Genomic DNA, 19,968 nt, shown 5'->3' with positions numbered 1-19,968 from the left:
TAGGCCATAGTTTATCGGCTTCTCCCTCTCTTTGGCGCGTTGGTCGCCTTAAGCTCGTATATTTCTGAGAAATCAAGATCACGAGCGACAAAAATGGACACGGCGTCCCCCTGGTTTTTCTTCAGGGTTGGCGGAATGTTGACCGTTGCCTCAAGCGCAGTATCGACCGTTTGTCCACCATTGCCTTGAAAATTGTTGACGCTGAGTCCGCCTGAACTTTCACCGTATTGACTGGCGGCTTGGAACGCACCCTGGACGACGCTCAACAGCATTGCGCCTCCAAATCGTTGCCAGACGTGATTGTCCACGGTACCGGGCATGCCGGAGCGGCCGAGTTCATCAGCGCCCGGCGACGCGAGCGAAACCACGGCATGAGTCGGTGTTTCAGCGCGGTTCCAGATTACAAAGACTCGCGCATCCCCCTGCCGTAAACCCTGCTGAATTTCACCAGTAACGGTTGTTCCGCGATCTAGAAGCACAATATTGTTCGTCGCCCCACGAATGTCTTGGGGTAAGACGCACTTTACGAAGCCCGGCAAATTCGTATCGATCGCTGTTTGTAAAACGCAGGGAATAATGGTTCCTTGGGTAATCATGAAGTCAGGGTGCGGCAGGAGTATAGCTCTGCTTGGCCCCTGCACACCGGGTTTCATGCGAGTTGACAGATCGTTCTCGACTGGAGCTTCGCCTGCGTGCAACGAGGTGTCGTTCTGTTTCTCTTCGCGGGGGTGACTAATGTCAGCCGATTGATCACCGCTATCATAAGCGAATATTGCCGATTGCGCGACCTGCGGATCATCCAGCTCTGGAGAGCTCTGTTCTGGCGCTGAGGCTGACGGCTGAGCAGCCTGTTTGGGTGTTGGAGGATCGGGAGCAACCTCAATCGGTGCCGGGCGAAAAGGCTCCGCATTGGTGACCAGCGGTGTTTGAGGCGGCGGAGGGGGTTCACCTTTTTTCGTTGAGAAACCGACGGTCCAAATGAGAGATAGAGATGAAGCCAGAACTAGGCTTGCAATCAACAACTTCTTTGATCCCGAAAGACGTCGGCGAGTTGGCTCGGCAACCAAGGATCCCGACGCATCTACGTCGTGCCTCGATTCTGAATTGGCGTCATTCATCGGCTCGTCCTTTTTATAACGCGCCATACATCGGCTCTTACCGTACCGGTGCCCGGATTTCTTCCAATGGGATCGTATGCGCTATTGAAAATCCCTAATACTGTATGGCCATCCCTCAGCCGCCATTCACGGGCAACTGCGGAAACCTCGATATAGTCGCCTTTAATCGAAAAATTGGCAGCAGCTTCCTTACCGTCCGGATTGATCATGTAGATGGAGGGAATGCGTACATTGCCTGGAAAGCGGAAAACAGTGGTGACTCCGTTATCGAAGACTTCCAATGGTGTTAGCGAGCGATCGCCCTGTGCGACGTAGTGGAAATTGTTGGCATCCGGATTGGCGGCTGCGGCCGGCTGATCCAACAAATCCTGAGCTCTCTGTTGAGACTGCGCTTTCGCCCGCATCCCATCGAATATCGATTGCTTTGCTATTTCCTTCCGCCGAGCAGCAGCGTCGTCGTTCGGATAAACGAATTGTACGCTGTAGTAGAGGTCAGGTTGCTCTTTATCAAGTCGAGACATGACCTTGGTGGAAATGTTGAAGACATATCGTCGCGTACCTGCCTCGCTCGCAGTCAACACGATAACTGGCTGTGGGGAGAGCGCTTGACTGGCCTTGAAAAAGAGATAGTTGCCTCGCGGAAGTGCTGCCAGATCCTTGCTATTGGACACGGCGACCGCTGTTACCGTCTCGCCGGCGCCGAATGTAACAACTAGTGTTGCGCCGACAGCGGTTGACATTCGGACCACCTGGTCGGGGTTGTAGGCCAGATAGCGCATGCGCGGATCCAGTTTGCCGGCAGCAGGAGTATCTTCCGCATGCACGCCCATCGCAAAAGAAATCAAACAGACTAGTGTGAGAACGGCCCTTGTTATCATGGCTGGGTCCCTTCCGCATTCGAGACGGTATCTTCCGAGGCCCGGTAGGAGGTAACGATTAATCCTGCTGGATTTGTCAGCCTCGATTGGCCAGGCAGGCTTGTGACATTTTCATAGCGGACGGTTGCAGTCCAAGTACTCACCATTGGCATCTGACCATCCAAGATGAGTGTTCGTCTGTAACGAATCTGCTGCACTCCCGGCGCAATATCATTTGAGGAGATGTGCTCGACATCCAGCCTACCTCGTTCACCGATTGTGACCTGCGGCGAGGTCGGACTAGGGTAATTGAAGAATTGCTGATATTCTTGGCGTACAGATGGTGCGCTGAAACTCGATACGAGATCATAGGCGTATTGAGCTGTGTCCGCTGTATAGCCCTCGCGTAGGCGGACATATTGCCAAAGTGAAGCTTTGATAATGGCCTCCTCTTGCGTGGCCGGCAGTCGAGACACGGACACTTCGCTATCAACCGTTCCATCCGGTCGTACCCAAAGATACACGGGCACAAGCTTGATCAACGGAACCATGGTGGCGATAGTGAAGGCCTGGGCAATATTTCCAAGAACAGCAGCAGCCGCAATGACGACCAGCACCTTGGAAAGACGCCGCGCCGATTTCGCGCGTGAAGTTTGGAAGGCCTCCACTTCCTTATAATGCGCAGAAAGTGATTCTCGCCCCACCAGGAGACCATACTCAGGTCCGTTCATTTAGGCGCTCCCGCACATTCGACGTCAAGATCCGTTGCGGTGGGTTGCCATCGTCCCACATTTAGCTGAAACGCCGCGCCCTTGCAGGTCGCCAGTGTATCACTTGTCTTGCAAGCGGCCAAAGCGAGGAATAGAAACAGAGAACAATACTTCATGTAGTCAACCTGGATTTTCATAATCATTGCGCTTAGCCGCGCGTAATTTGGGCTAATTGGCGGGTGAGGCTACTGAGAGATTTATTTGTACCCGCCCAGGTGCCACCTCCAATATTGCTGGCTATCATTGGAAGCGCTACGATCAAAGCGTCACCAGCTAGAAAGAACATGTCGAGTTCGTAAAGCCCGATAATTTTGGCTGCCGTCGTGCCCGCATTGTTAATTACGAGGAGCATTAATACGAGAGCCGCTGATTCCGTTGCGATAACTAAAGTCGCCACGATATTCAACAGGAGAAGCAACAGCGCGTAGGAGAGGAGCTGTCCAACCCATTTGGAGGCCATGTCGCGGGTGTAATCGAAGAGATAGCCTACAAGGATCAGCGGACCGATCGCCAAGAGTACCTTGGTAAGAATCCCACAGGCGTCATAGATCTCAAACGCTACCCAAAGCGCACCGTAGAAAACCCATTGCGCGCCTTCAAAGGCGAGAGTGTCTTGGCTATTCATCGGTCCGATTTCGGATGCAATCTTCTGAAAGCTGATCTGGCTAAGAGCGAACATGACGTCAAGCGTTCGCGGAATATCCATCGGAATGCTACTGCCACTGATCTGGTGAACGAAGCTCGGGATCGCATCCTCAAAGAATGACACTACGTAGTCATGATAGTTCGCCTGCCCCAAGACAAGAGAGACAACGATCGACACCCTGATGATCTTCGTGATCCCACCACGAGTATCGATTTCACCACGTATGACCAGAATGCCCTGGATTATTATCCAAAGCGTGACGCACGCCACCAGAGGCGCATTGATTGCGCTCTGGATCTTATCGAGCACTCCGTTCAGTGCGATTGAAAAGGCGGTATCAAAGACCGTATGTATAGCCGTAAAAGGCGCAGAAATCGCGAATTTCATCAAATCCAACCTGATTTGGTTCTTTCCACCGCAGGTGGGCTGAGTTGAACTATTGTCTGAGCCGCACTACGCACCGTACAACTATGGGAGGCGGGGGATGGCAAAGATTGTCGCAGTTTTTTGCCGTTCTCGGCGCTGGGCTGCGGCCTCCTCTGCGACATGAAGGCCGGCCTGCGCGGTGGCCATCGTCAGCAGACTCGTGGCCTGGCTGTTCTGGATGATTGCGTCGTGGATCTGTTTGAGAAGCAATCCGTTTGTGACCGTGGCCTGCATGATGTTTCTTGAACGCGACAACTCACCTAGCGTGTTGCCGTTTTCCCGAAGGCGCTTGTCCATCATCTCCAGATTGCCGGCAGCAACGCCCGCGGCATTAGCAGCACCGGCAATCTGCTGACGTAGCAGCGCCGCTTCCGCGTCGGAACCAATGATTCTACGATCGGCATCCAGCGCGATCGCACGCGCTGTGGTCGAGCCTGGTGCTTGACTATCAAACATCTGATTGCCTAGCTGAGTGGTCGAGGGATATCGGTTCGGTTGGTTGAGTGAGCTTAACAGACTGGTGACGCCAAAGGACGACGTGAACATCGTCACCAATTGAATTGTCTGGTCGAGAATCGCAACCGATTTTTCGATTTGCACGATAGCCTGAGCTATTCCTGCTGCGTCAATGACAGGCATTCCCTGCGCTCGAGCTGGCCCCTGCAGCACAAGAAAAGTGGCAACCGCGGTCACTGTGAGTTTGGAAAATTTCATGAACTCCTCCGTCAATCTTGCACTTCATGATAACGTGCCATGAACTTGTCGATCCACGCACCAGGGGCATCTCCGTAATTTTCGCGGAGCCGATCGGCAAAGCGCACCGTGTTTGCCCGCCCAGACAGCACGGCGACATATTCGCGCATTTCACTAAGGTCGAATTCACAGATAACGCTGCCGCTCTCGCGCTTCAGCAAAAATTTGCGACTGCCGATTGCCATTTGCTCGCGGACAGCCTGAAATTCTCCTTCGGTACACTTCAAGCCGTCGATGTAGGCTGATCGGTCCGCCGTCGGTGATGGATAGAAAATTTTCGTCATGCATTGTGCAACAAGACTGGCTCCGATGGGTGACTCCAGAACATGCTCGGGTTGTTGTGTTGCGAGTATCAACATGCCGTTATTCTTGCGAACAGTCAGCAAGAACCTGTCGACGACTGCAGCGAATTGGGGGTTTAATAGATAAAAGCGAAACTCGTCGCAGCTCATGACAAAGCGACGTCCGTCCACGACAGAGCCCACGCGATGCAGTAGATATGCAGCTGCCGGCGCACAGACCTCCTCGTACTCCAGGAGCTGCGTCATGTCGAAGCCTGTAATGGAGGCGTCCAGCCTTACTTCATCTGCCTCGCCATCAAAGGCCCAACCCAGCGCGCTTCCTCTGCACCACCGCTCCAATCGTGCACCTGCGCCCTCGGAGGGGCTGTGCAACAGGAATTCGCGTAGTCCTGCAATTGAGCGCATGCCTGGCTCAAACGAAAGCTGCCGGGTGATGCCGCGGTCCAAGCGGCGGTTCTCTTCCGGCGAAATAGCTCCGCGTCCGTCGCTCTCAATGAGGGCGACTATCCACTCGCGCAGAAAATCCCGCGAGGACGATGTATCGTCCAGGCCCCGCAGAGGCGCCAAGCCGCTGGGAACGCCTCTACGTAGCGCCAGATATGTGCCTCCCGTGGCACGTACCAGCAGTTCACCACCGCGGTCCTTGTCAAAGAAAACAATCGCACCATTGCGTTCAACCATGCTCTGCTCGAGCATGGCAAGGATAAAGGTCATGAGCGTTGTTTTGCCTTTTCCGACTGGTCCGAATATCGCCGTCATGCCAACGTCATTCTCATGAGGGACATAATCGAAAGGGGTTCCACCGTTGGTGCGGAAGCGTGCAACTGCATTGCCCCAGTGGCCAGAATTGATGCCGCTCGGAAAATTCTCAAATGAGACCAGACCGGCGAAATTGCGGGAGGTGATTGCCCCGGGTCGCGTGCGCCACTTGGTGTTCCCCGGAAGTTGTGCCCAGTAAGCCGCCTCCATACCAATACCTTCCTGGACAATGACGGCGCCCGAATCCGCCAACCGCGTGCGGGCGCTTGCAGCGCGGTCGGCAAGGCTATTGAGATTATCGGCATAGACGCACAGGCTTAAATGGTGCGAGCCCATTACGAATTCGTTGCTTGCCAGTGCGTCCTCCGCTTCGGCGAGTTCATTGATCTGGGAGACGGCCTTGTCCCCAGAGCTCGTCATTTGACTGGACTTCAGGCTGAGTTTGGCATGAGCCTGTGCACGCGTGAGGCAGGAGAAACTCTGGCTTAAAACAAGGGGGAAATTCGTGGACAATAGTGGATTCAGCATACCCGGCCGTGTTTTTGCTGGATATTCTCGAAATGAAAACATTGAGCCGACGTAGCTATCTCCGGGGGTACGAATCTCCACTGCGCGTTTGCCGCAGATCACACGATCAGTATAAATCGAAGCGCCGAGTGAGCCGCTAACCACTGGAACCGGAGTCAAACGGCAAGTGATTATCAGCCGGAGCGCTTCCGCGATTTCTGAGAAAATCACGCCTTCTTTCTCGCGAATCCCGAGCCGACGGAGACCGTAGGCGTCGAGGGCGCCAGCAGTGATCTGCCAGAGATCTTCCAGGTTCCGGGCCTGGCTTGCCAGATCGTTCTCCTTGCCTTCGTAGCGCTTGATGAAACGTCCCCTGATTTTGCCGACGGTAGTGCGGGGATACACGATCAAGGTAAGGAAGTGATCGTTGCGAAAAAGACTTCCGAGCAGCACACGCTGCTCATAAGCTTCACTCAGACTACCAGCAAACGTGCTTTGGAACTGCCGTGCCGGCGGTGACGGCACATCATTATGTCGCACTAGATGGGCACATATTGATACGTTATCATCGGCAATGTTGCGCAAGAGCGTATTGAACGCTCGGCAGCGTGCATTTCGGATGGCAACGTCTTCCAGTTCGAAGGGCAAACCTTTGACGTGTGCCATCGCCATGATTGAGCCGTCTTCGAGAAGGATAACCTTGTCGCTGAGGTGGCCAACATATGGCAGATATATCTCACCAGACCTCTCGGTCCTGCCACTTGTGCCGAACATTAAACCATTCCTCTTCCTCGGCTCGGGACTTTAATTGGGTTGGGACTGACGCTTGCCCCGCCCCAGATCGGCCCATCGACGCTTCTGCCCGCGGTCTGCAGATAGAGTAGCGCTACGCTCGCGGCGTTATAGTCGCGCTCAACAACAACCCTTGATCCGAACCACAGTGGCACAAGAATAATCTCGTATAGAGGATTCTGAACGATGACGATGATTAGGCCGGCTAACATCATAAGCAATCCGGCCAAGTTGAGCGGCACACCTAGGAATAATGCAGGGCGTGTCGCCGCCACGTAGAGAATACTCTCTTCCAGTCGGTCGCTCATCAGCCCCCGCCAATGAGGGCTTTACCAAGGAAGCTGGCCCCGAACATGATGACGATCCCGCCGATGACACCCGCAACGAGACCGAGTGAAGCACGACCGAACATCCACGATATGCCGATGGCGACGATGCCGAGCACAGCCAGAGACTGTCCGAACGGTCCAAGGATGAACGTGCAGATGTTATTCACCATCGTCGCGGGATCGGTCCCGCCAGTCACTTGCGCCATCGCGGGCGCGGAGCAGACTATACTCCAGGCCGCCGCTCCGCCGGCAGCTGGCGCATAGGGAACTGCAGCGCGTAACGTTGCCCGCAGCAGAGAAAAGGAGCTAAAACGCACACGATTTGTGCTAGGTGACGCCATTATTTGTATCTCCATTAGTTTGACCATTGGTCATTATTGTTGTTTAAATTCAGGGCCGTGCGACCTTTGATATTTTGGGAGACGCGATGAATCGTCTTCTGAACGCTCTTGCTCATACGAGCCCCACACGTCCCAGATGTTTTTCGAGATCTGCTTTTCATCAGCCTGTTGCGGTGGTTCGATCAGCCGCGGCACGATCTCTCGAGCGGCCGCCTCAACCTTCCGCACATAACCGTTTGCGAACCCGCTCTGCAGATCCCCCGTGTTGTAGGCGGAGATTGCCTTTCGGAGCGCAAGTTGCCTTGCCGCAGCAGTGTCGCCGCCGGCATAGCGGCTTTCAAGCAAGTACGCCGCAGCGGCAAGTGACTTGCAAGGCTGCAGGGCATTTTCAATCGTGAGATTGAGGACGGGAAAGTTATTAGTGTTGATCTGCATAAGCCCGACGTCGATGGAATGCTGCGCGTCGAGGCGATCTTTGACACTATCGCGTGCTTGCGTTTGATCATCCCAGTGAAGGCTCTCACCCGTAGTATTGTCATGTGCCGCAAGCGGATCAAAGCCACTTTCGACCTTGGCAATTGCCGCTAAAGTCGTCGGATCAACCGATGGTGCGCATTCGCGAGCAAGGCGATCAACTTCACGGAAGGATAGTGGGGCAGCCTCGCTAGAAAGGCACGTCGAAGTCAAAACGGCGATCGTCAAGGGCCAAGCTGCAGTTAACATTTCCTATCGCCTCACAGTCGCGAGCTGCCGAAAAAGTCGGCCTCATTTGTCACTCGCGCTTATTGGGCTACGGCCTGTTACGAAACGATGTTCCAATTCTGCGTTTTGATTTCATCTGAAACCGATGGCATCTCCACCGCGTCCAGGGTACACAACGAGATATTGTCCAAGGTGGTCGACCGGCGATGCCAAGCGCAGTCAGCACCTTCGCGGCATTGTAGGTTAGACGTGATCTGTGCACTGCCGTTCGAATCCCGATCGTGCAGGTCGGGAGGTTAAATATACCATCCCGCCTTTCGGCTGCCGCGGGCGGTATCCTACGGCAAGCCATCCTCGTCAAAGCAGTCGATCAACGGCGGTACAGCGCTGGCCAGAAGCAGGCCGCATTGGAATGGCGACTTCCGACCAAGCGCCCTTGCACATAGTTGCGAATACGCCGCACTAACGTCCAGCGACGCACCCACAGGCTTCGACCGACTTCTGCGACATCCCCGCGCTGGCATGTGCTACTGACCGCAAGTGATGGCATATAGTCTTGCATTCAAGTGTGCGGCAGGTCAGGACTAAGACGAGCAATCCAACTTGGCCGTGGAGACACGAACTTGGCGGACCCAGCGACAGGTCGAGGAACGGTACAGAAAATTGCTGGCGAACTACCGGTCACTTCGCTAATTAGTTAGCTGCGGCAGTATCCCGGACTGTTGGACCGAGCTCGCGGGCGCACCTAATATCTAACCTGCGGCAATGCAGCCAAGCGGGAACCCTTTTCGAGGCTAAGAAGAGGAATTCAGGCTCGTCAGAAGCAGGTATCACGGATGACGTCATTGCCAATTGCTCGATGCAGGCTCCTGAAAAGGATCAGCAGTTAGGTTAAGCCCACATTTTAAATTTATGACATTGTGGATGACAAGTCGGTGCTGAGCCGGCGGACGTTGACAACTGGCTAGTTCCACGATTCACCTGCTGCGCCTCGTTCGGACGCATACGGACACTTGAGAAGGGCTCCGCACTGCCGCGGAAAGGGCAAAGTAAATTAGCATAGTTACCGGAGCGACACGAGGCGTACCAGGACGTGAGCCATGCTGCAGCCGGCGAACCATCGGTCTGGACTTTCATAGGTAGTTGTTTTGGCGTGCAGCATCGACACGAATGGTGCGGTCTTTATCCGTCGGGATAGGCGCCGGAATGACGTAACCGTGTTTTTGCGGCCTTGCCGCTTTCCCTGATTCGAAGCCTACTCAAAGGGCTGTCATTTCATGAGATTCGCTTGAGACCAATATGCCACCGAGACCTATGTAAAGCGGCAGAAAATTGATGCACACGATGCGGAGACAATCTGCAAGGCGGCAACTAGGCGATAATATTTTGTGCCTGTAAAAAAGCAGCGCGTGCTGATTATGCATCGGGTGCGCAAGCCTTTGATACGTCAGCGGACGATCCTGTTGAACGCCCCCGCGGCCACCTGGCGGAATTTCGACCTTCACGTGATAGGATGTGCCGGTGCCGGCTCTTTGTACGCGCAAATCACAAGGGTTGCGGGCTTATCCCGGCAATTGCCGGGACAGCGATTATGTTCCTGTTACACAACCGTGGAGGTACATCGTACATCAACAGATCAGCGAGATAGATGAGCAAAATCAGGCCGGCACCTCACCAGTGAATTGCGCCGCCGAATGGAGGCGCTCCCCTGGAATCGACCTCATCCCCGCGGCCGCATTCGCCGCGATGTTAACCGCTGCATGGTTCAAGCGTGATCGGCAGTTGGCGCCTAGGTTGAATTTGGTGCCACGGCAAAACTCATCGGGCGGCACAAATCGCCTTTACCGTATCACCGGACAGGGGCGGGCGGCCCATCAGAAGAGGGTCGATCCGTCGTGTCCATTCCTCACTGTTTTTATGGCTGCAAGAACTCGATGAACTCAACGGCCCAAGGTTGAACGTTCCCTGCTTCTGTCGAAATTCATAAGTTCATTATGCGCGCAATTGTAGCATTCGGCGATGGACTTCGCGACTATGTGCGCCGTATTCCGTTCCTCAGAAGAACTAAGTCCTGCTGGAAGCCGCCCCACCTCACCCGCAATTATGTTGATGCTTCTATCCAAATCTGCGCTTGGCAGCTGTACACGCTGCTGTTGGTACCACGCTTGCTGGTCTGCCTTCAAATGATTATACTGCTGCTCCAATTCCGGGTTTCGATGAAACAACTCGGTAAGGCGCGCCTGCTGGACTGCATCCAAATGACCATCTGCTCGAACAAGGGCTATGCCTCCGTTGGTGCGAATTGTCGGATCATCGTCTCCGAAAGAAGAAAGCGCTTGATTGATGAGGCGCGTTCTATCAGAAGGGTCATGCAAGTCATTTAGATTGGTCGATAAGACAGTGGCCGCGAGAGTTCGTTGCCATCTCTCATCGCACAGCAAGGCGTTGTCGACTATGGAAGTCTGCGCAGAAAGCTCGTAAAATTTAAGTATTGGCTGGATCGCGGGTGCCTGCAGAGTTACGAACTTTACGTCGCCTGCCGTAAAATCCGGTAATGTTTTCGAAGCCAAACTCGATTGTAAGGCGCCGATCCGGCTGAGTCGCGCCTCAAAACTCCCAATTGCGCTGTCCGGGAACTTGTCGAGTATTTCATGGTTCGTCGCTCTAAGATTGGCGAGGTTGACTGCCGCTTGCTGCGGGTTGTCATAGGGGCATATCTCTTTCGCAATTCTTGAAAAAACGTCCCTCGGGAGGTGATTTAGATCACGAGGCAGGTCATTTAGTTCACTCGGCAGGTCAACCATTGATCATAGTCCTATCCAATTTCCACTGCTCCAGCAGCTAGCATTCGCGAGCGACCTGCTGAAAGCGATACCTGGTTACACCTGTAATCCGGGTGTTTTTATTCCGGCATTGATGGGTTGGATAGAGTCTGAAGCGTCAAGCTCTCTTTTGTAAATTGATTGCAAATGAATCGTAAGGTCTGAGGCCGAAGACGTCTTAAGGCGACCGCCGAAATTCGTTGGTGGAACCAAGTCAGCCAAGTGCTGACGAAGCTGATTTGGCTCCTCAGATCCCCTACAAAACGGCGTCCACCAAACTGAGGTCCTCCTCCCATGCTTTTCGAAGAACATCAACACGAAGGCCCAACAATGCACATTGACGATACGCTCCGCATCGCGACCACAAAGACCGACAGGATCGCCGCCACTGAAGGGCTAGCAGAGACCGTGGTCGTGGATGACGAGAAGCATCTTCAATGGTCCCGCGAGCCGCATCGCTGCACGCTATTTTCGCAGTCTATGCCGAAAAGCAGCATCGACGAACGCCGAGAACGCCGACGATGGATTGCGCCTGCTCGGATAGTGTTGGCGCTGCCGCACGATACGACGCGCGATCTTCTTGCCTTGGTCAAGCGTATGGTGGCGCAACCCAGCAACAGGCGGCTGACGCGATCGCAGTCAAAGGCGAAGAACGCTAAACTGACCTGCTGCTGCTTTGGCGCTAAGATAGATGAAGGCCTTGCGATCAGCCATCACGATGCTCGCTTTGCTCCAAATGCCTGAGTCCGCGCCAGAGCCATCAGCATCGGTCCGACGGAGAATTCGCCGCGCCGCGCCTTGGTCGTCAGATCCCGCAGATAACCGCCAGCCGAATTGAGAGATCGGTAACTTTTCTGGGGTCAGGCTGCGCGGAAAAGCGATGACTTGGCTTGAACAATGGAGGCACGACTGGGTTCGGTTGTCGCAACCGTGCCCATAGCCGGATGCGAAGTTCGCGCTGTTCATGGCCGCCGCCCGGACCTGCATCAGCGTGTGAACCCGCGGATCCACCAGGTCGCCTTGAGCGGAACCCAACCACAAAGGCTTTCTACTTTTCATTTCTTCGTCAATGATTGAAGCAGTTCTCGCGGCCCCCGCAACTTTTCGGTGTTGGTGAAATGGTCGTTGTCAGTGGCGTGAGCACAGCCGTGCAGGAGGCGCTCTACCTGTCGAATCTTGCCTCCAAGGTCACGGTCGTTCATTGCCGACATCGTTTCCAAGCGGTGTCGATCCTGCGGTACCGCCTCTTAGCCAAACCTAAGATAAAGTCATTTGGAACCGCGTCATCGCCGAAGTTCTCAGAGAACCGGGCCGGCTACATCAAGGTCGGTTCCTGGTCGACGATGACAACCGTGACGGGGTCCTCGCAGCTGACGATGTTTTCGACCCGGTGTTCCGTAAGTCGATCAGCGCCGCCGCATGGGAAACATAGCGACCCTGGAAGCCGAGGGCTTCCTGACGGAGCATCCACGTGCGCCGGTCGCGCAGGGATCGGGATTTTGCTCTGAATTTGATTTCTCTATTGCGTGCCCGTACGATCCAAATCGTTCTTTGGAAGGTTAATTTACGTGAACAATCAACACAGCGCGGGCGGCTACGACACCCTTCGGTTTAATCGCGAGGGCCAGGCAGAGGCCTTCGATGCCATTGGCGCTCGCTATGATGAGACCTTTCCACACAAACAGGGTCAAGTCTCAGCGGGCGATTGGCTGATCAGGTCCTTGCCGACCGGTTCTCGGGTTCTGGATCTGGGCTGCGGTACCGGAGTGCCAACTGCGCGCCAGTTAGTGGCCTCCGGTTTCGAGGTCGTGGGCATCGATCTGTCAGGCGGGATGGTGAAACTCGCCCGGGAGTATGTCCCTGGCGCGACATTCCACCAGCTGGACATTGCCGACTTGCGACCAGGTGGCCCGCGGGACCTCGGCCAGTTCGACGCGGTCGCGGCCTTCTTCTCGCTGCTAATGCTGCCCCGTGCGGAGATTCCTCTCGCACTTCTGACGATTCGCAATCTGCTGGTCCCTGGTGGCCTGTTCGCCCTGTCCATGGTGGAGGCCGATGTCGACGATTTCTCAATCCCGTTCCTCGGAAACAACATCCGAGTCTCGGGTTACCTGCGCGAAGATCTGCGGGCGGTCATCGGAAAGGCTGGCTTCCAAATAGTGGAGGAGATCTCCTACACCTATGCCACGGCTGTCGATGTGCCGCCGGAGGAACAGATCTTCCTATGCTGTCGTATGAGCTTTTCGCGCAGTGGATCGATGCGCATCTCCAGCGTCGGCAAGTCGGCGGTGTAGCGGGCGATCACCACCGCGTCGAGGCGGTTGGCGCCTTTGCGCGATAGCGCGTGACGGTGAAGCAGAGTGCGGCCCTGTCGTCACCATAGGTCTTGTAGATGCAACTGAATCACCTCTTCGCGTCGTTCATGTTCGAAATCGACATCGATATCGGGCGGCTCGTCTCTTTCCTGACTGACGAAACGTTCAAAGAGGAGATCGTTGGTGTCAGGGTCGATTGAGGTGATTCCGAGCACATAGCAGACGGCGGAATTGGCGGCCGATCGCTGCCCTGGCATAAAATGCCCTGCGATCGGTATATCGGACGATCGAAAAGACGGTCAGGAAGTAGGGCGCGTATTTCATCGTCTCGAGCAAAGCCAATTCGTGGCGAATTGTTTTTTCGACATGCGCCGGACCTTCGGGATAACGGCTTTTGATGCCCTCCCAGGTGTAATGCTCCAGCGACTGCTGCGCCGTCATTCCTGGAATCAGCGCCTCCTCATGGTACTGGTAGGCCAACTCCTCGAGTGAAAACCTGCAGTGGTCAACAATCTCCATCGTCCGCGCCACCGCTTCAGGGTAACGTGGAAGAGACGGGCCATTTCCTCCGGCGGCTTCAAATAACGATCCGCATACCGTTCACGCTCGAAGCCGACGTCGTCGATGGTGCTTCCCGTGCGGATGCAGGTGACGACATCCTGCAGCTGCCGGCGGTCCGCGGCACCGTCAGGTTAACCGGCGGGTGACCGAATTGAGGCATATGTGAGGGATGAAGGACACCCGTCATCCCCACTATGCCCGTCACCGCTTTCCAGCTGAAGTGACCAGCTACGCGATGTGGTTGTACTTTTTATTCCCGCTCAGCCTCCGGATGGTGGAGGAAATGCTCGCGGCCCGCGGCCTCCTGGTCAGCCATGAGACGGTGCGGCAGTGGGCGCTGAAGTTCGGCCAGAGCTTCGCCAACCAGATCCGCCGCCGTCTTCCAGCACCCAGGGATAAATGGCATCTTGATGAGGTTGTGATCAGCATCGCCGGCCAGAAGCACTGGCTGTGGCGGGCGGTGGACCAGCACGGGGATCGTGCCCGATATTCTGGTTCAGAGTCGCCGCAATGCCAAAGCCACCAAGCGGCTATTGCGCAAGTTGCTCAAGAAGCAGGGCAGCGCACCGCGCGTGATGATTACCGACAAACTCGCAAGCTACGGTGCGGCCAAGCGAGAGATCATGCCCGGCGTCGAGCATCGCCAGCATCGGGGATTGAATAACCGAGCAGAAAACAGTCCCAAGCCTACCCGCCGACGCGAGCGATTCAAGTCAGCCGGTCAGGCCCAACGCTTCCTCTCGGTTCACGACCAGGTTGCCAATCTCTTTCGCCGTCCCGCAAACACCGACGCAGCTGATCATCGCAGGTCCCGCGCACAGGCGTTTCAGGACTGGACTGAGGTGACTGGAGCCGCCGCTGGTTTCTGATCTGACGGTCACAACAACCCGGCCTACCTCATTTCGCTAAGTTGACGATGCCATCCCAACCATCCGCGAGTGCCGCCCGCAGCGGTTTCCTTCCTTCCAGCATTGGGCAAGGAACGTTTCAAAGTACCATGGTGATGTTGGCTTCAATGCTGCTCGCAGCTATTCCGTACCCTGGCGTCTCATCGGCGAGAGCGTTCAGGTCATTGCGTGGCGGGGCGCGTCATCGTTCGCCACGCTGGCCATGTTGTTGCCGATCATGCTCTCTGCCAAGGAAGGCGACAACGGATAATAGACCGAGCGCACTTTGTCGGCGTTGCGGGTATCGAAGGATTGGTTCGTGCCGCTCCGGCGGAGATGGCACCAGCAACCCTGTTGCGACCACTTGCTGAATACGAAGCTGTGGTCGGAGGTGGTTGGTGATGACGACCGTGGATCATGATTTACTCATTGCGACACTCGATCGCCTGAAGCTAACGGCAATCCGAGATCAGCTTGACAGTCTGCTGGATGAGGCGGCTCGCTCAAAAATGACTCTGCATGAGGCACTGGCGTTTTGGTGTCGCGAGAGATCGCCCGTCGAGAGGCGTATCTCTATGTCGAGCAAACTGACGCAATTCCCATTCGTACGAGAACTCGACGGCTTTGACTTCGAGGCACAACCATCGCTGGATCGAGGACAGATCAGAGAGTTGGCGACCTGCCGCTGGATCGCTCACGGCGATACCGTCCTATTCCTAGGGCCTCCCGGAACCGGGAAAACTCACCTTGCCGTTAGCCTCGGTCGTGAGGAAATCCGTCAAAATTACAACGTCCAGTTCGTGACGGCGGCCATGTCGCAATGCTGGCCAAGGCCCACAACGACGGCACGCTAGACAAGCAGTTGACGATCCTGTCACGGCCGACACTACTGATTATCGACGCGCTGGGATATCTGCCCTTCGAAGCGAATGCGGCTCATTTGTTCTTCCAACTGGCCTCCAGGCGCTACGAAAAGGGCTCGATTCTGATCACTTCCAAGGCCCGGGAATAGTGATGGACGAAACAGTCGATCAACGTGCCGTAAGTCCTGTGAAAAAAGGGCTTCGTGCCCGAATTGTTTATTGGGAACGGCGTGTGCCGATCTCATCATGACCTGCTGCAACAGCGCTCCACGCGCGAAGGGCCGGATACTTTTATGAAACAGGAATCGTTATTCGCGATGTCGCGGTCCCTTGTATGGGGCACCGCCCATACATTTTTGACCGACGGCGGAGCAGGACGGCAACTTTATGCAGGGCACCCGATGCGGCATCCTGGTGAATGGGATCGCTCGCCGTGGCGCCTGATCATCGCCGATGATCCCACCGGAGGCAACGCTATGCGGCATGGCAGATCGTGTTCCAAGGAGTTCTCTAATCGCGGTTATCAAGTTAGGCTCGGTTTGTATCGCTGGTCAGGCTCATGGTTCGCTTCGAGGTCGGCATTTCGACCGCCTCATCATGGCGTGGGATAGGCTCAGTCGGCCAATGTGGTGTTCGCGGTTAGCGCCACGATCCCGAGCTTCAATTATGCCAATGGCCCGGATCGTGGCATCGCAGGGAACGAGCGCCGAAATGCATCCCGCTTCAGCTGCTCCAGGATCGTGTCGTCGCGGCAGTTCGCCCCTGATGGGTTTCCGGCATGTAAGCTGCGGCAGGACAACCATCGCGTGAGATCGGCGTCTCAGGAGCTTGCTTCTCGCGAGACAAAAATTTGCAACGGAATCTGGCGGATCCATCGTTCGAGATCATCATCATCTTCCCCACGCTGAGCGTTACAAAGCGACCCACCAGCCACGCGGCATCTTGAGCTGTGAGCCATGGCCCGGCAACCTTCGTCTCGCATCGCTCAGCATGCTTTTATCGCTGGCTCGACGGCGGTCCATTTTTGGTTGCGCGGCGTGCACTCGACGAATGTCGGACATGCGACATAGCCGGTCTGAGCGATTCCCTTGTATTCAAACGAGTTTTTCTTGGCACGCATATTGCTCTGTATGATTCGCAGCCTCACGGACCGACGATAGTCGTGCCTAAAATCTCGAAATGTTAGCACAGTGGACAGCTCAGTAACCACACATGGACCACAGGCAACAAACCATCGCTAACCAGAAGGTTTCCGAAATGTCTAAGACCGCAGACAAGCTCAGCCAAGCCGCTGAAACCTCCGAATTCCCGACCTTCGATCCCAGCGAGGCCACTGATCAGCTTCTTGTTATCGCCGAAAAGCGCGTGGAGCAATCGACAGAAGCTATTGCCAAATTCCAGTCCAGCGCTGAAGAGAACCAGAAAGTGCTCAAGTCGACCTTCGAAACCGCTTGGTTGGTCGGCAACGAGTTGGCGCTGACAACGATCGCCGCGCTGCGCGCCAATACCGAAGCAGACTTTTCTTATCTTCAAGCTCTGGCCGTGCAAAGTCACTGTCCGAGGTAATTGAGCTGCAGACAACATCTTTCGCAAGCGCGTCGAAATGGGAGTCGAGCAGGCTAAGGACTTTCGGGCGCTACCACCAAGGTTGCAACCGATATTTCCAAACCGATCAAGGTCGCCATCGAGAAGACACTCAGGGATCTCCACGTTGCTCAAGCGCCCCTTAGGGGAGAAAGGGGTTAGCGGACAAGATCACGACTAGATTTCCTGTCGCCTGTCGGCAGCAGCGTGCGTCGTGCGGCCACGGCCTCAGGAGTGTCACTGAAGGCAGGGTCAACTTTATCATAATGGTTCTTTAAGGAGTTATTGGCATGCGCGTAGAAAACGATCCTTGCGATGTGATCGGTGTGTCGGTCGCTCCCACGCAACTTGATAATTTGTCTTCCGCGATTCTGCAGCAGGGGGGGATGGCGCGAGTGTCGCTGCCAGGCGATGTGGTGACCTGGGCGGCAGGCGGTCACCAGACGCTCAGCCGGATGCTTTCCGACGAGCGTTTCAACAGGGACTGGCGACAGTGGCGGGCGCTCCAGGACGGCGAGATTCCCGAGGATCATCCGCTGATCGAGATGTGCAAAGTGGACAACATGGTCACGGCGCATGGCGCCGATCACCGGCGCTTGCGCGGCCTGCTGTCCAGAAGCTTCACGCCCAGTCGTATCGCCATGCTGGCGCTACGGATCGAACAATGCGTCGATCGACTTCTAGCCGAGATGGCGCAGCGCGGCGGCAGTGCCGACTTGATGAGCGAGTTCGCCATTCCGCTGCCCACCAACGTGATCGCCGAACTGTTCGGTTTGCCGGACGAACAGCGCGAGGAGATCGTCGCGCTCACCTACAGCCGGGCTAACACCTCCGCGACAGCCGCAGAGGTGCGACAGACGCGGCAGCGCATCCCGGAGTTCTTCCGTCGCCTGATCGCGCTCAAGCGGGGCCAGCTCGGCGACGATCTGGCTTCGGCCCTAATCGTCGCGCGCGACAACGGCGAGCTCGTTTCCGACACCGAGCTCATCGACATGCTGTTCATGGTGCTCTCTGCGGGCTTCGTGACCACCACCGGCGTCATCGGCAATGGCGTGCTGGCATTGCTGACGCATCCGCAGCAACTGCACCTGGTGCGCAGCGGCCAAGTTCCGTGGTCACAGGCGATCGAGGAGATCCTGCGCTGGGGCAGCGCAGTGGCCAATCTGCCGTTCCGCTATGCCACCCAGGACGTGGAGATCGACGGATGCACGGTCCGCCGCGGCGACGCCGTCCTGATGGCGTTCCATGCGGCGAACCGGGACGAAAAGGCCTTCGGTCCCGGCGCTGACAGGTTCGATGTCACCCGGCGGCACAACCCGCACCTGTCGTTCGGCAATGGGCCGCATTTCTGCCTGGGCGCTGCGCTGGCGCGCCTGGAATTGCGCTGCACCTTCACCGCGCTGTTCGGACGGCTGGAGGATCTAGCGCTGACCATCGCCGCGGAGGACGTCGTCTACATGCCGTCTTACGTCATTCGCTGCCCGCAGCGCCTGCCGGTCACCTTCCGCCCTTCCATCGCTTAGAGAGTGCGGCATTCACCCCGGATTCGGTGATTCTCGGTTCGCCGGGGTGACTGGTCTCGCACGAGGGGGCGAGCACGACCGGTTATGCACGATCGTGGCGCGCCGGCCTTCAGCAACGGCAGAGTGAAGCTGCTCGCGCAGCAGGTCGAGGCGAATGCCGCGCAGTTGTTCAAGACGCTGGCGGCCCAGCCCCAGCCCGCCGACCTGCGGCGCCACCTCTCCTTCGCTTCCGGCAATGGTCATCAGCGCGCTGATGGACGAATGCGCAAGCACGAACTGCTGAGCGAAGCCGAGCGGGAACAACTACTGGGATTCCCGGCGGACCGTGACGACCTGGCCCGACTTTACACCTTTGAGCCCGGCGACCTCGATCTGATCCGGCGTCGCCGAGAGGACCGCAATCGCCTCGGCGTTGCCCTTCAGCTTGCGCTGTTTCGCCACCCTGACCCTCGCTTAAATTCTTAAGAGCTACGGCGGGCTGTCCGAAGAACTGGTGTCCTTCATCGCCGAGCAGCTCGACGTACCGACTATTGCTCTCGCAGATTATGCGGGTCGGGAACAGACGATGACGGATCACGCCCGCGAGCTCGCGGGCGTGTATGGGCTTCGCGCGGCGGCCAGGACAGATATCCCTTTCATGATCGAGGCGGCCGCCAAGGCTCAGCCGTGCCCCAAACAACAAAGCCGGCGCTACGCTGCCACCGCCAAGGATGTCGGCCGACTGATGCGCTTATTTCAAGGCACGATCGACGCACTTTCCACCGCGCTCAACAACGGACTCCGACCCGGTCGAGGCGATCGACGAGACCATCGGCTGGGCGAACTTGCTCAAGGCACGACCCGAAGTCGCAGCACTCGACGAAAAGATCAAGGCGGCAGGACAGGCGGCGGCCGACACGGCCGATACTTCCGACAAGTAGGCCGCCACCATCGCCGNGGAGATTAGCGNGCCGACGCCGGGAACGCTCATCAGGCGCCGGCAATTGGCCTCGTTCTGGCTGATCTCCTCGATCTTGCGGCGGATTGATGTGTTCATCGAGCCACAGCCGTCAGATCGTTCATCCTGGGCGAGAGCTCTCAGATGACAGCAGCTGCACTCGTTGTCGGCTAT

At 56.3% G+C, this 19,968-nt stretch carries 20 protein-coding genes and 5 pseudogenes; 12 read left to right on the top strand and 13 right to left on the bottom strand.

Features of this window, described 5'->3' with window-relative positions; all coding sequences use genetic code 11:
• Window positions 1–11 precede the first annotated feature (11 nt).
• From virB10 to A3C3_RS0133570, 10 genes are all read right to left on the bottom strand, one after another.
• Window positions 12–1,118: a type IV secretion system protein VirB10 gene (gene virB10 / locus A3C3_RS0133615; protein ID WP_028740224.1), complete on the bottom strand. Its 1,107-nt coding sequence runs from the start codon at window positions 1,116–1,118 to the stop codon at window positions 12–14.
• A complete protein-coding gene (gene virB9, locus A3C3_RS0133610; protein WP_022718913.1) occupies window positions 1,115–1,996 on the bottom strand; it encodes a P-type conjugative transfer protein VirB9 in 882 nt (293 codons plus the stop codon). Before virB9 ends, virB10 begins: the two co-directional genes overlap by 4 nt.
• A complete protein-coding gene (locus A3C3_RS0133605) occupies window positions 1,993–2,706 on the bottom strand; it encodes a type IV secretion system protein VirB8 (RefSeq protein ID WP_022718912.1) in 714 nt (237 codons plus the stop codon). The genes virB9 and A3C3_RS0133605 overlap by 4 nt, the downstream gene beginning before the upstream one ends.
• Window positions 2,703–2,861, bottom strand: coding sequence for a type IV secretion system lipoprotein VirB7 (locus tag A3C3_RS0133600; protein WP_028740223.1), 159 nt, complete (start codon window positions 2,859–2,861; stop codon window positions 2,703–2,705). The genes A3C3_RS0133605 and A3C3_RS0133600 overlap by 4 nt, the downstream gene beginning before the upstream one ends.
• 32 nt (window positions 2,862–2,893) lie before the next feature.
• Entirely contained in the window at window positions 2,894–3,778 is an 885-nt protein-coding gene (locus A3C3_RS0133595; RefSeq protein WP_022718910.1) for a type IV secretion system protein, read from the bottom strand.
• A gap of 81 nt (window positions 3,779–3,859) precedes the next feature.
• Complete coding sequence (locus tag A3C3_RS0133590) at window positions 3,860–4,531, bottom strand: TrbJ/VirB5 family protein (RefSeq protein WP_028740222.1); 672 nt, start codon at window positions 4,529–4,531, stop codon at window positions 3,860–3,862.
• Window positions 4,532–4,542: 11 nt separating this feature from the next.
• Entirely contained in the window at window positions 4,543–6,912 is a 2,370-nt protein-coding gene (gene virB4 / locus A3C3_RS0133585; RefSeq protein WP_022718908.1) for a type IV secretion/conjugal transfer ATPase VirB4, read from the bottom strand.
• Entirely contained in the window at window positions 6,912–7,238 is a 327-nt protein-coding gene (locus A3C3_RS0133580; RefSeq protein WP_022718907.1) for a type IV secretion system protein VirB3, read from the bottom strand. The genes virB4 and A3C3_RS0133580 overlap by 1 nt, the downstream gene beginning before the upstream one ends.
• The gene (gene virB2 / locus A3C3_RS0133575; protein WP_022718906.1) at window positions 7,238–7,600 is read right to left on the bottom strand and encodes a pilin major subunit VirB2; all 363 of its coding nucleotides are present in this window, start codon (window positions 7,598–7,600) and stop codon (window positions 7,238–7,240) included. Before virB2 ends, A3C3_RS0133580 begins: the two co-directional genes overlap by 1 nt.
• Window positions 7,601–7,633: 33 nt before the next feature.
• Complete coding sequence (locus A3C3_RS0133570; RefSeq protein ID WP_022718905.1) at window positions 7,634–8,323, bottom strand: type IV secretion system lytic transglycosylase VirB1; 690 nt, start codon at window positions 8,321–8,323, stop codon at window positions 7,634–7,636.
• Between the two features lie 1,494 nt (window positions 8,324–9,817).
• Here A3C3_RS0133570 and A3C3_RS48755 point away from each other — a divergent pair.
• Window positions 9,818–10,240 (top strand): transposase, encoded by a 423-nt coding sequence (locus A3C3_RS48755; protein ID WP_372431352.1) that lies wholly within the window; start codon window positions 9,818–9,820, stop codon window positions 10,238–10,240.
• Window positions 10,241–10,242: 2 nt separating this feature from the next.
• Here the strand turns inward: A3C3_RS48755 and A3C3_RS0133565 are convergent, their stop codons facing one another.
• The gene (locus A3C3_RS0133565; protein WP_022718904.1) at window positions 10,243–11,106 is read right to left on the bottom strand and encodes a hypothetical protein; all 864 of its coding nucleotides are present in this window, start codon (window positions 11,104–11,106) and stop codon (window positions 10,243–10,245) included.
• 348 nt (window positions 11,107–11,454) lie between these two features.
• Here A3C3_RS0133565 and A3C3_RS46325 point away from each other — a divergent pair, with 348 nt between their 5' ends.
• A complete protein-coding gene (locus A3C3_RS46325) occupies window positions 11,455–11,868 on the top strand; it encodes a hypothetical protein (protein ID WP_183906903.1) in 414 nt (137 codons plus the stop codon).
• On the opposite strand, the pseudogene repC reads toward A3C3_RS46325, so the two are convergent.
• A pseudogene (gene repC, locus A3C3_RS44370) lies at window positions 11,838–11,966 on the bottom strand (replication initiation protein RepC); the annotation flags it as partial. The gene A3C3_RS46325 and the pseudogene repC overlap by 31 nt on opposite strands.
• A 726-nt stretch (window positions 11,967–12,692) precedes the next feature.
• Here repC and A3C3_RS0133550 point away from each other — a divergent pair.
• Window positions 12,693–13,418, top strand: a complete 726-nt coding sequence (locus A3C3_RS0133550; RefSeq protein WP_022718901.1) for a class I SAM-dependent DNA methyltransferase — start codon at window positions 12,693–12,695, stop codon at window positions 13,416–13,418.
• 34 nt (window positions 13,419–13,452) lie between these two features.
• Here the strand turns inward: A3C3_RS0133550 and dnaE2 are convergent.
• A pseudogene (dnaE2, locus tag A3C3_RS44360) lies at window positions 13,453–14,113 on the bottom strand (error-prone DNA polymerase); the annotation flags it as partial.
• Between the two features lie 56 nt (window positions 14,114–14,169).
• Here dnaE2 and A3C3_RS42035 point away from each other — a divergent pair.
• From A3C3_RS42035 to A3C3_RS48745, 9 genes and pseudogenes are all read left to right on the top strand, one after another.
• Window positions 14,170–14,869 (top strand): annotated as a pseudogene (locus A3C3_RS42035) (IS6 family transposase).
• A gap of 157 nt (window positions 14,870–15,026) precedes the next feature.
• Window positions 15,027–15,289, top strand: a pseudogene (locus A3C3_RS44355) (Mu transposase domain-containing protein); the annotation flags it as partial.
• Entirely contained in the window at window positions 15,289–15,741 is a 453-nt protein-coding gene (locus A3C3_RS42030; RefSeq protein WP_372431349.1) for an ATP-binding protein, read from the top strand. The pseudogene A3C3_RS44355 and the gene A3C3_RS42030, both read left to right, overlap by 1 nt.
• A complete protein-coding gene (locus tag A3C3_RS48750) occupies window positions 15,708–15,899 on the top strand; it encodes an ATP-binding protein (protein WP_372431347.1) in 192 nt (63 codons plus the stop codon). Before A3C3_RS42030 ends, A3C3_RS48750 begins: the two co-directional genes overlap by 34 nt.
• 1,063 nt (window positions 15,900–16,962) lie before the next feature.
• Window positions 16,963–17,316, top strand: a complete 354-nt coding sequence (locus A3C3_RS48285; RefSeq protein WP_312866293.1) for a hypothetical protein — start codon at window positions 16,963–16,965, stop codon at window positions 17,314–17,316.
• 308 nt (window positions 17,317–17,624) lie between these two features.
• The gene (locus A3C3_RS0133510) at window positions 17,625–18,857 is read left to right on the top strand and encodes a cytochrome P450 family protein (protein WP_022718896.1); all 1,233 of its coding nucleotides are present in this window, start codon (window positions 17,625–17,627) and stop codon (window positions 18,855–18,857) included.
• Window positions 18,824–19,113: pseudogene (locus tag A3C3_RS44350) on the top strand (cytochrome P450); the annotation flags it as partial. The gene A3C3_RS0133510 and the pseudogene A3C3_RS44350, both read left to right, overlap by 34 nt.
• 5 nt (window positions 19,114–19,118) lie before the next feature.
• A complete protein-coding gene (locus A3C3_RS48040; RefSeq protein ID WP_072382063.1) occupies window positions 19,119–19,322 on the top strand; it encodes a DUF4158 domain-containing protein in 204 nt (67 codons plus the stop codon).
• The gene (locus A3C3_RS48745; RefSeq protein WP_084797106.1) at window positions 19,315–19,803 is read left to right on the top strand and encodes a DUF4158 domain-containing protein; all 489 of its coding nucleotides are present in this window, start codon (window positions 19,315–19,317) and stop codon (window positions 19,801–19,803) included. The genes A3C3_RS48040 and A3C3_RS48745 overlap by 8 nt, the downstream gene beginning before the upstream one ends.
• Window positions 19,804–19,968: the final 165 nt, after the last annotated feature.

Origin of the sequence: Rhizobium mongolense USDA 1844 (genome assembly GCF_000419765.1) — a bacterium.
Taxonomy (GTDB): Bacteria; Pseudomonadota; Alphaproteobacteria; order Rhizobiales; family Rhizobiaceae; genus Rhizobium; species Rhizobium mongolense.
The sequence above is the reverse complement of the archived record's forward strand: the minus strand, read 5'-3'. Positions and strand labels throughout refer to the sequence as shown.

Bases quoted from the DNA above. Each gene is read 5' to 3' on its own strand.
- virB10 (WP_028740224.1), bottom strand. From the start codon at position 1,118: ATGAATGACGCCAATTCAGAATCGAGGCACGACGTAGATGCGTCGGGA.
- virB9 (WP_022718913.1), bottom strand. From the start codon at position 1,996: ATGATAACAAGGGCCGTTCTCACACTAGTCTGTTTGATTTCTTTTGCG.
- A3C3_RS0133605 (WP_022718912.1), bottom strand. From the start codon at position 2,706: ATGAACGGACCTGAGTATGGTCTCCTGGTGGGGCGAGAATCACTTTCT.
- A3C3_RS0133600 (WP_028740223.1), bottom strand. From the start codon at position 2,861: ATGAAGTATTGTTCTCTGTTTCTATTCCTCGCTTTGGCCGCTTGCAAG.
- A3C3_RS0133595 (WP_022718910.1), bottom strand. From the start codon at position 3,778: ATGAAATTCGCGATTTCTGCGCCTTTTACGGCTATACATACGGTCTTT.
- A3C3_RS0133590 (WP_028740222.1), bottom strand. From the start codon at position 4,531: ATGAAATTTTCCAAACTCACAGTGACCGCGGTTGCCACTTTTCTTGTG.
- virB4 (WP_022718908.1), bottom strand. From the start codon at position 6,912: ATGTTCGGCACAAGTGGCAGGACCGAGAGGTCTGGTGAGATATATCTG.
- A3C3_RS0133580 (WP_022718907.1), bottom strand. From the start codon at position 7,238: ATGAGCGACCGACTGGAAGAGAGTATTCTCTACGTGGCGGCGACACGC.
- virB2 (WP_022718906.1), bottom strand. From the start codon at position 7,600: ATGGCGTCACCTAGCACAAATCGTGTGCGTTTTAGCTCCTTTTCTCTG.
- A3C3_RS0133570 (WP_022718905.1), bottom strand. From the start codon at position 8,323: ATGTTAACTGCAGCTTGGCCCTTGACGATCGCCGTTTTGACTTCGACG.
- A3C3_RS0133565 (WP_022718904.1), bottom strand. From the start codon at position 11,106: ATGGTTGACCTGCCGAGTGAACTAAATGACCTGCCTCGTGATCTAAAT.
- A3C3_RS46325 (WP_183906903.1), top strand. From the start codon at position 11,455: ATGCACATTGACGATACGCTCCGCATCGCGACCACAAAGACCGACAGG.
- A3C3_RS42030 (WP_372431349.1), top strand. From the start codon at position 15,289: ATGACGACCGTGGATCATGATTTACTCATTGCGACACTCGATCGCCTG.
- A3C3_RS48750 (WP_372431347.1), top strand. From the start codon at position 15,708: ATGCTGGCCAAGGCCCACAACGACGGCACGCTAGACAAGCAGTTGACG.
- A3C3_RS48285 (WP_312866293.1), top strand. From the start codon at position 16,963: ATGGACCACAGGCAACAAACCATCGCTAACCAGAAGGTTTCCGAAATG.
- A3C3_RS0133510 (WP_022718896.1), top strand. From the start codon at position 17,625: ATGCGCGTAGAAAACGATCCTTGCGATGTGATCGGTGTGTCGGTCGCT.
- A3C3_RS48040 (WP_072382063.1), top strand. From the start codon at position 19,119: ATGCGCAAGCACGAACTGCTGAGCGAAGCCGAGCGGGAACAACTACTG.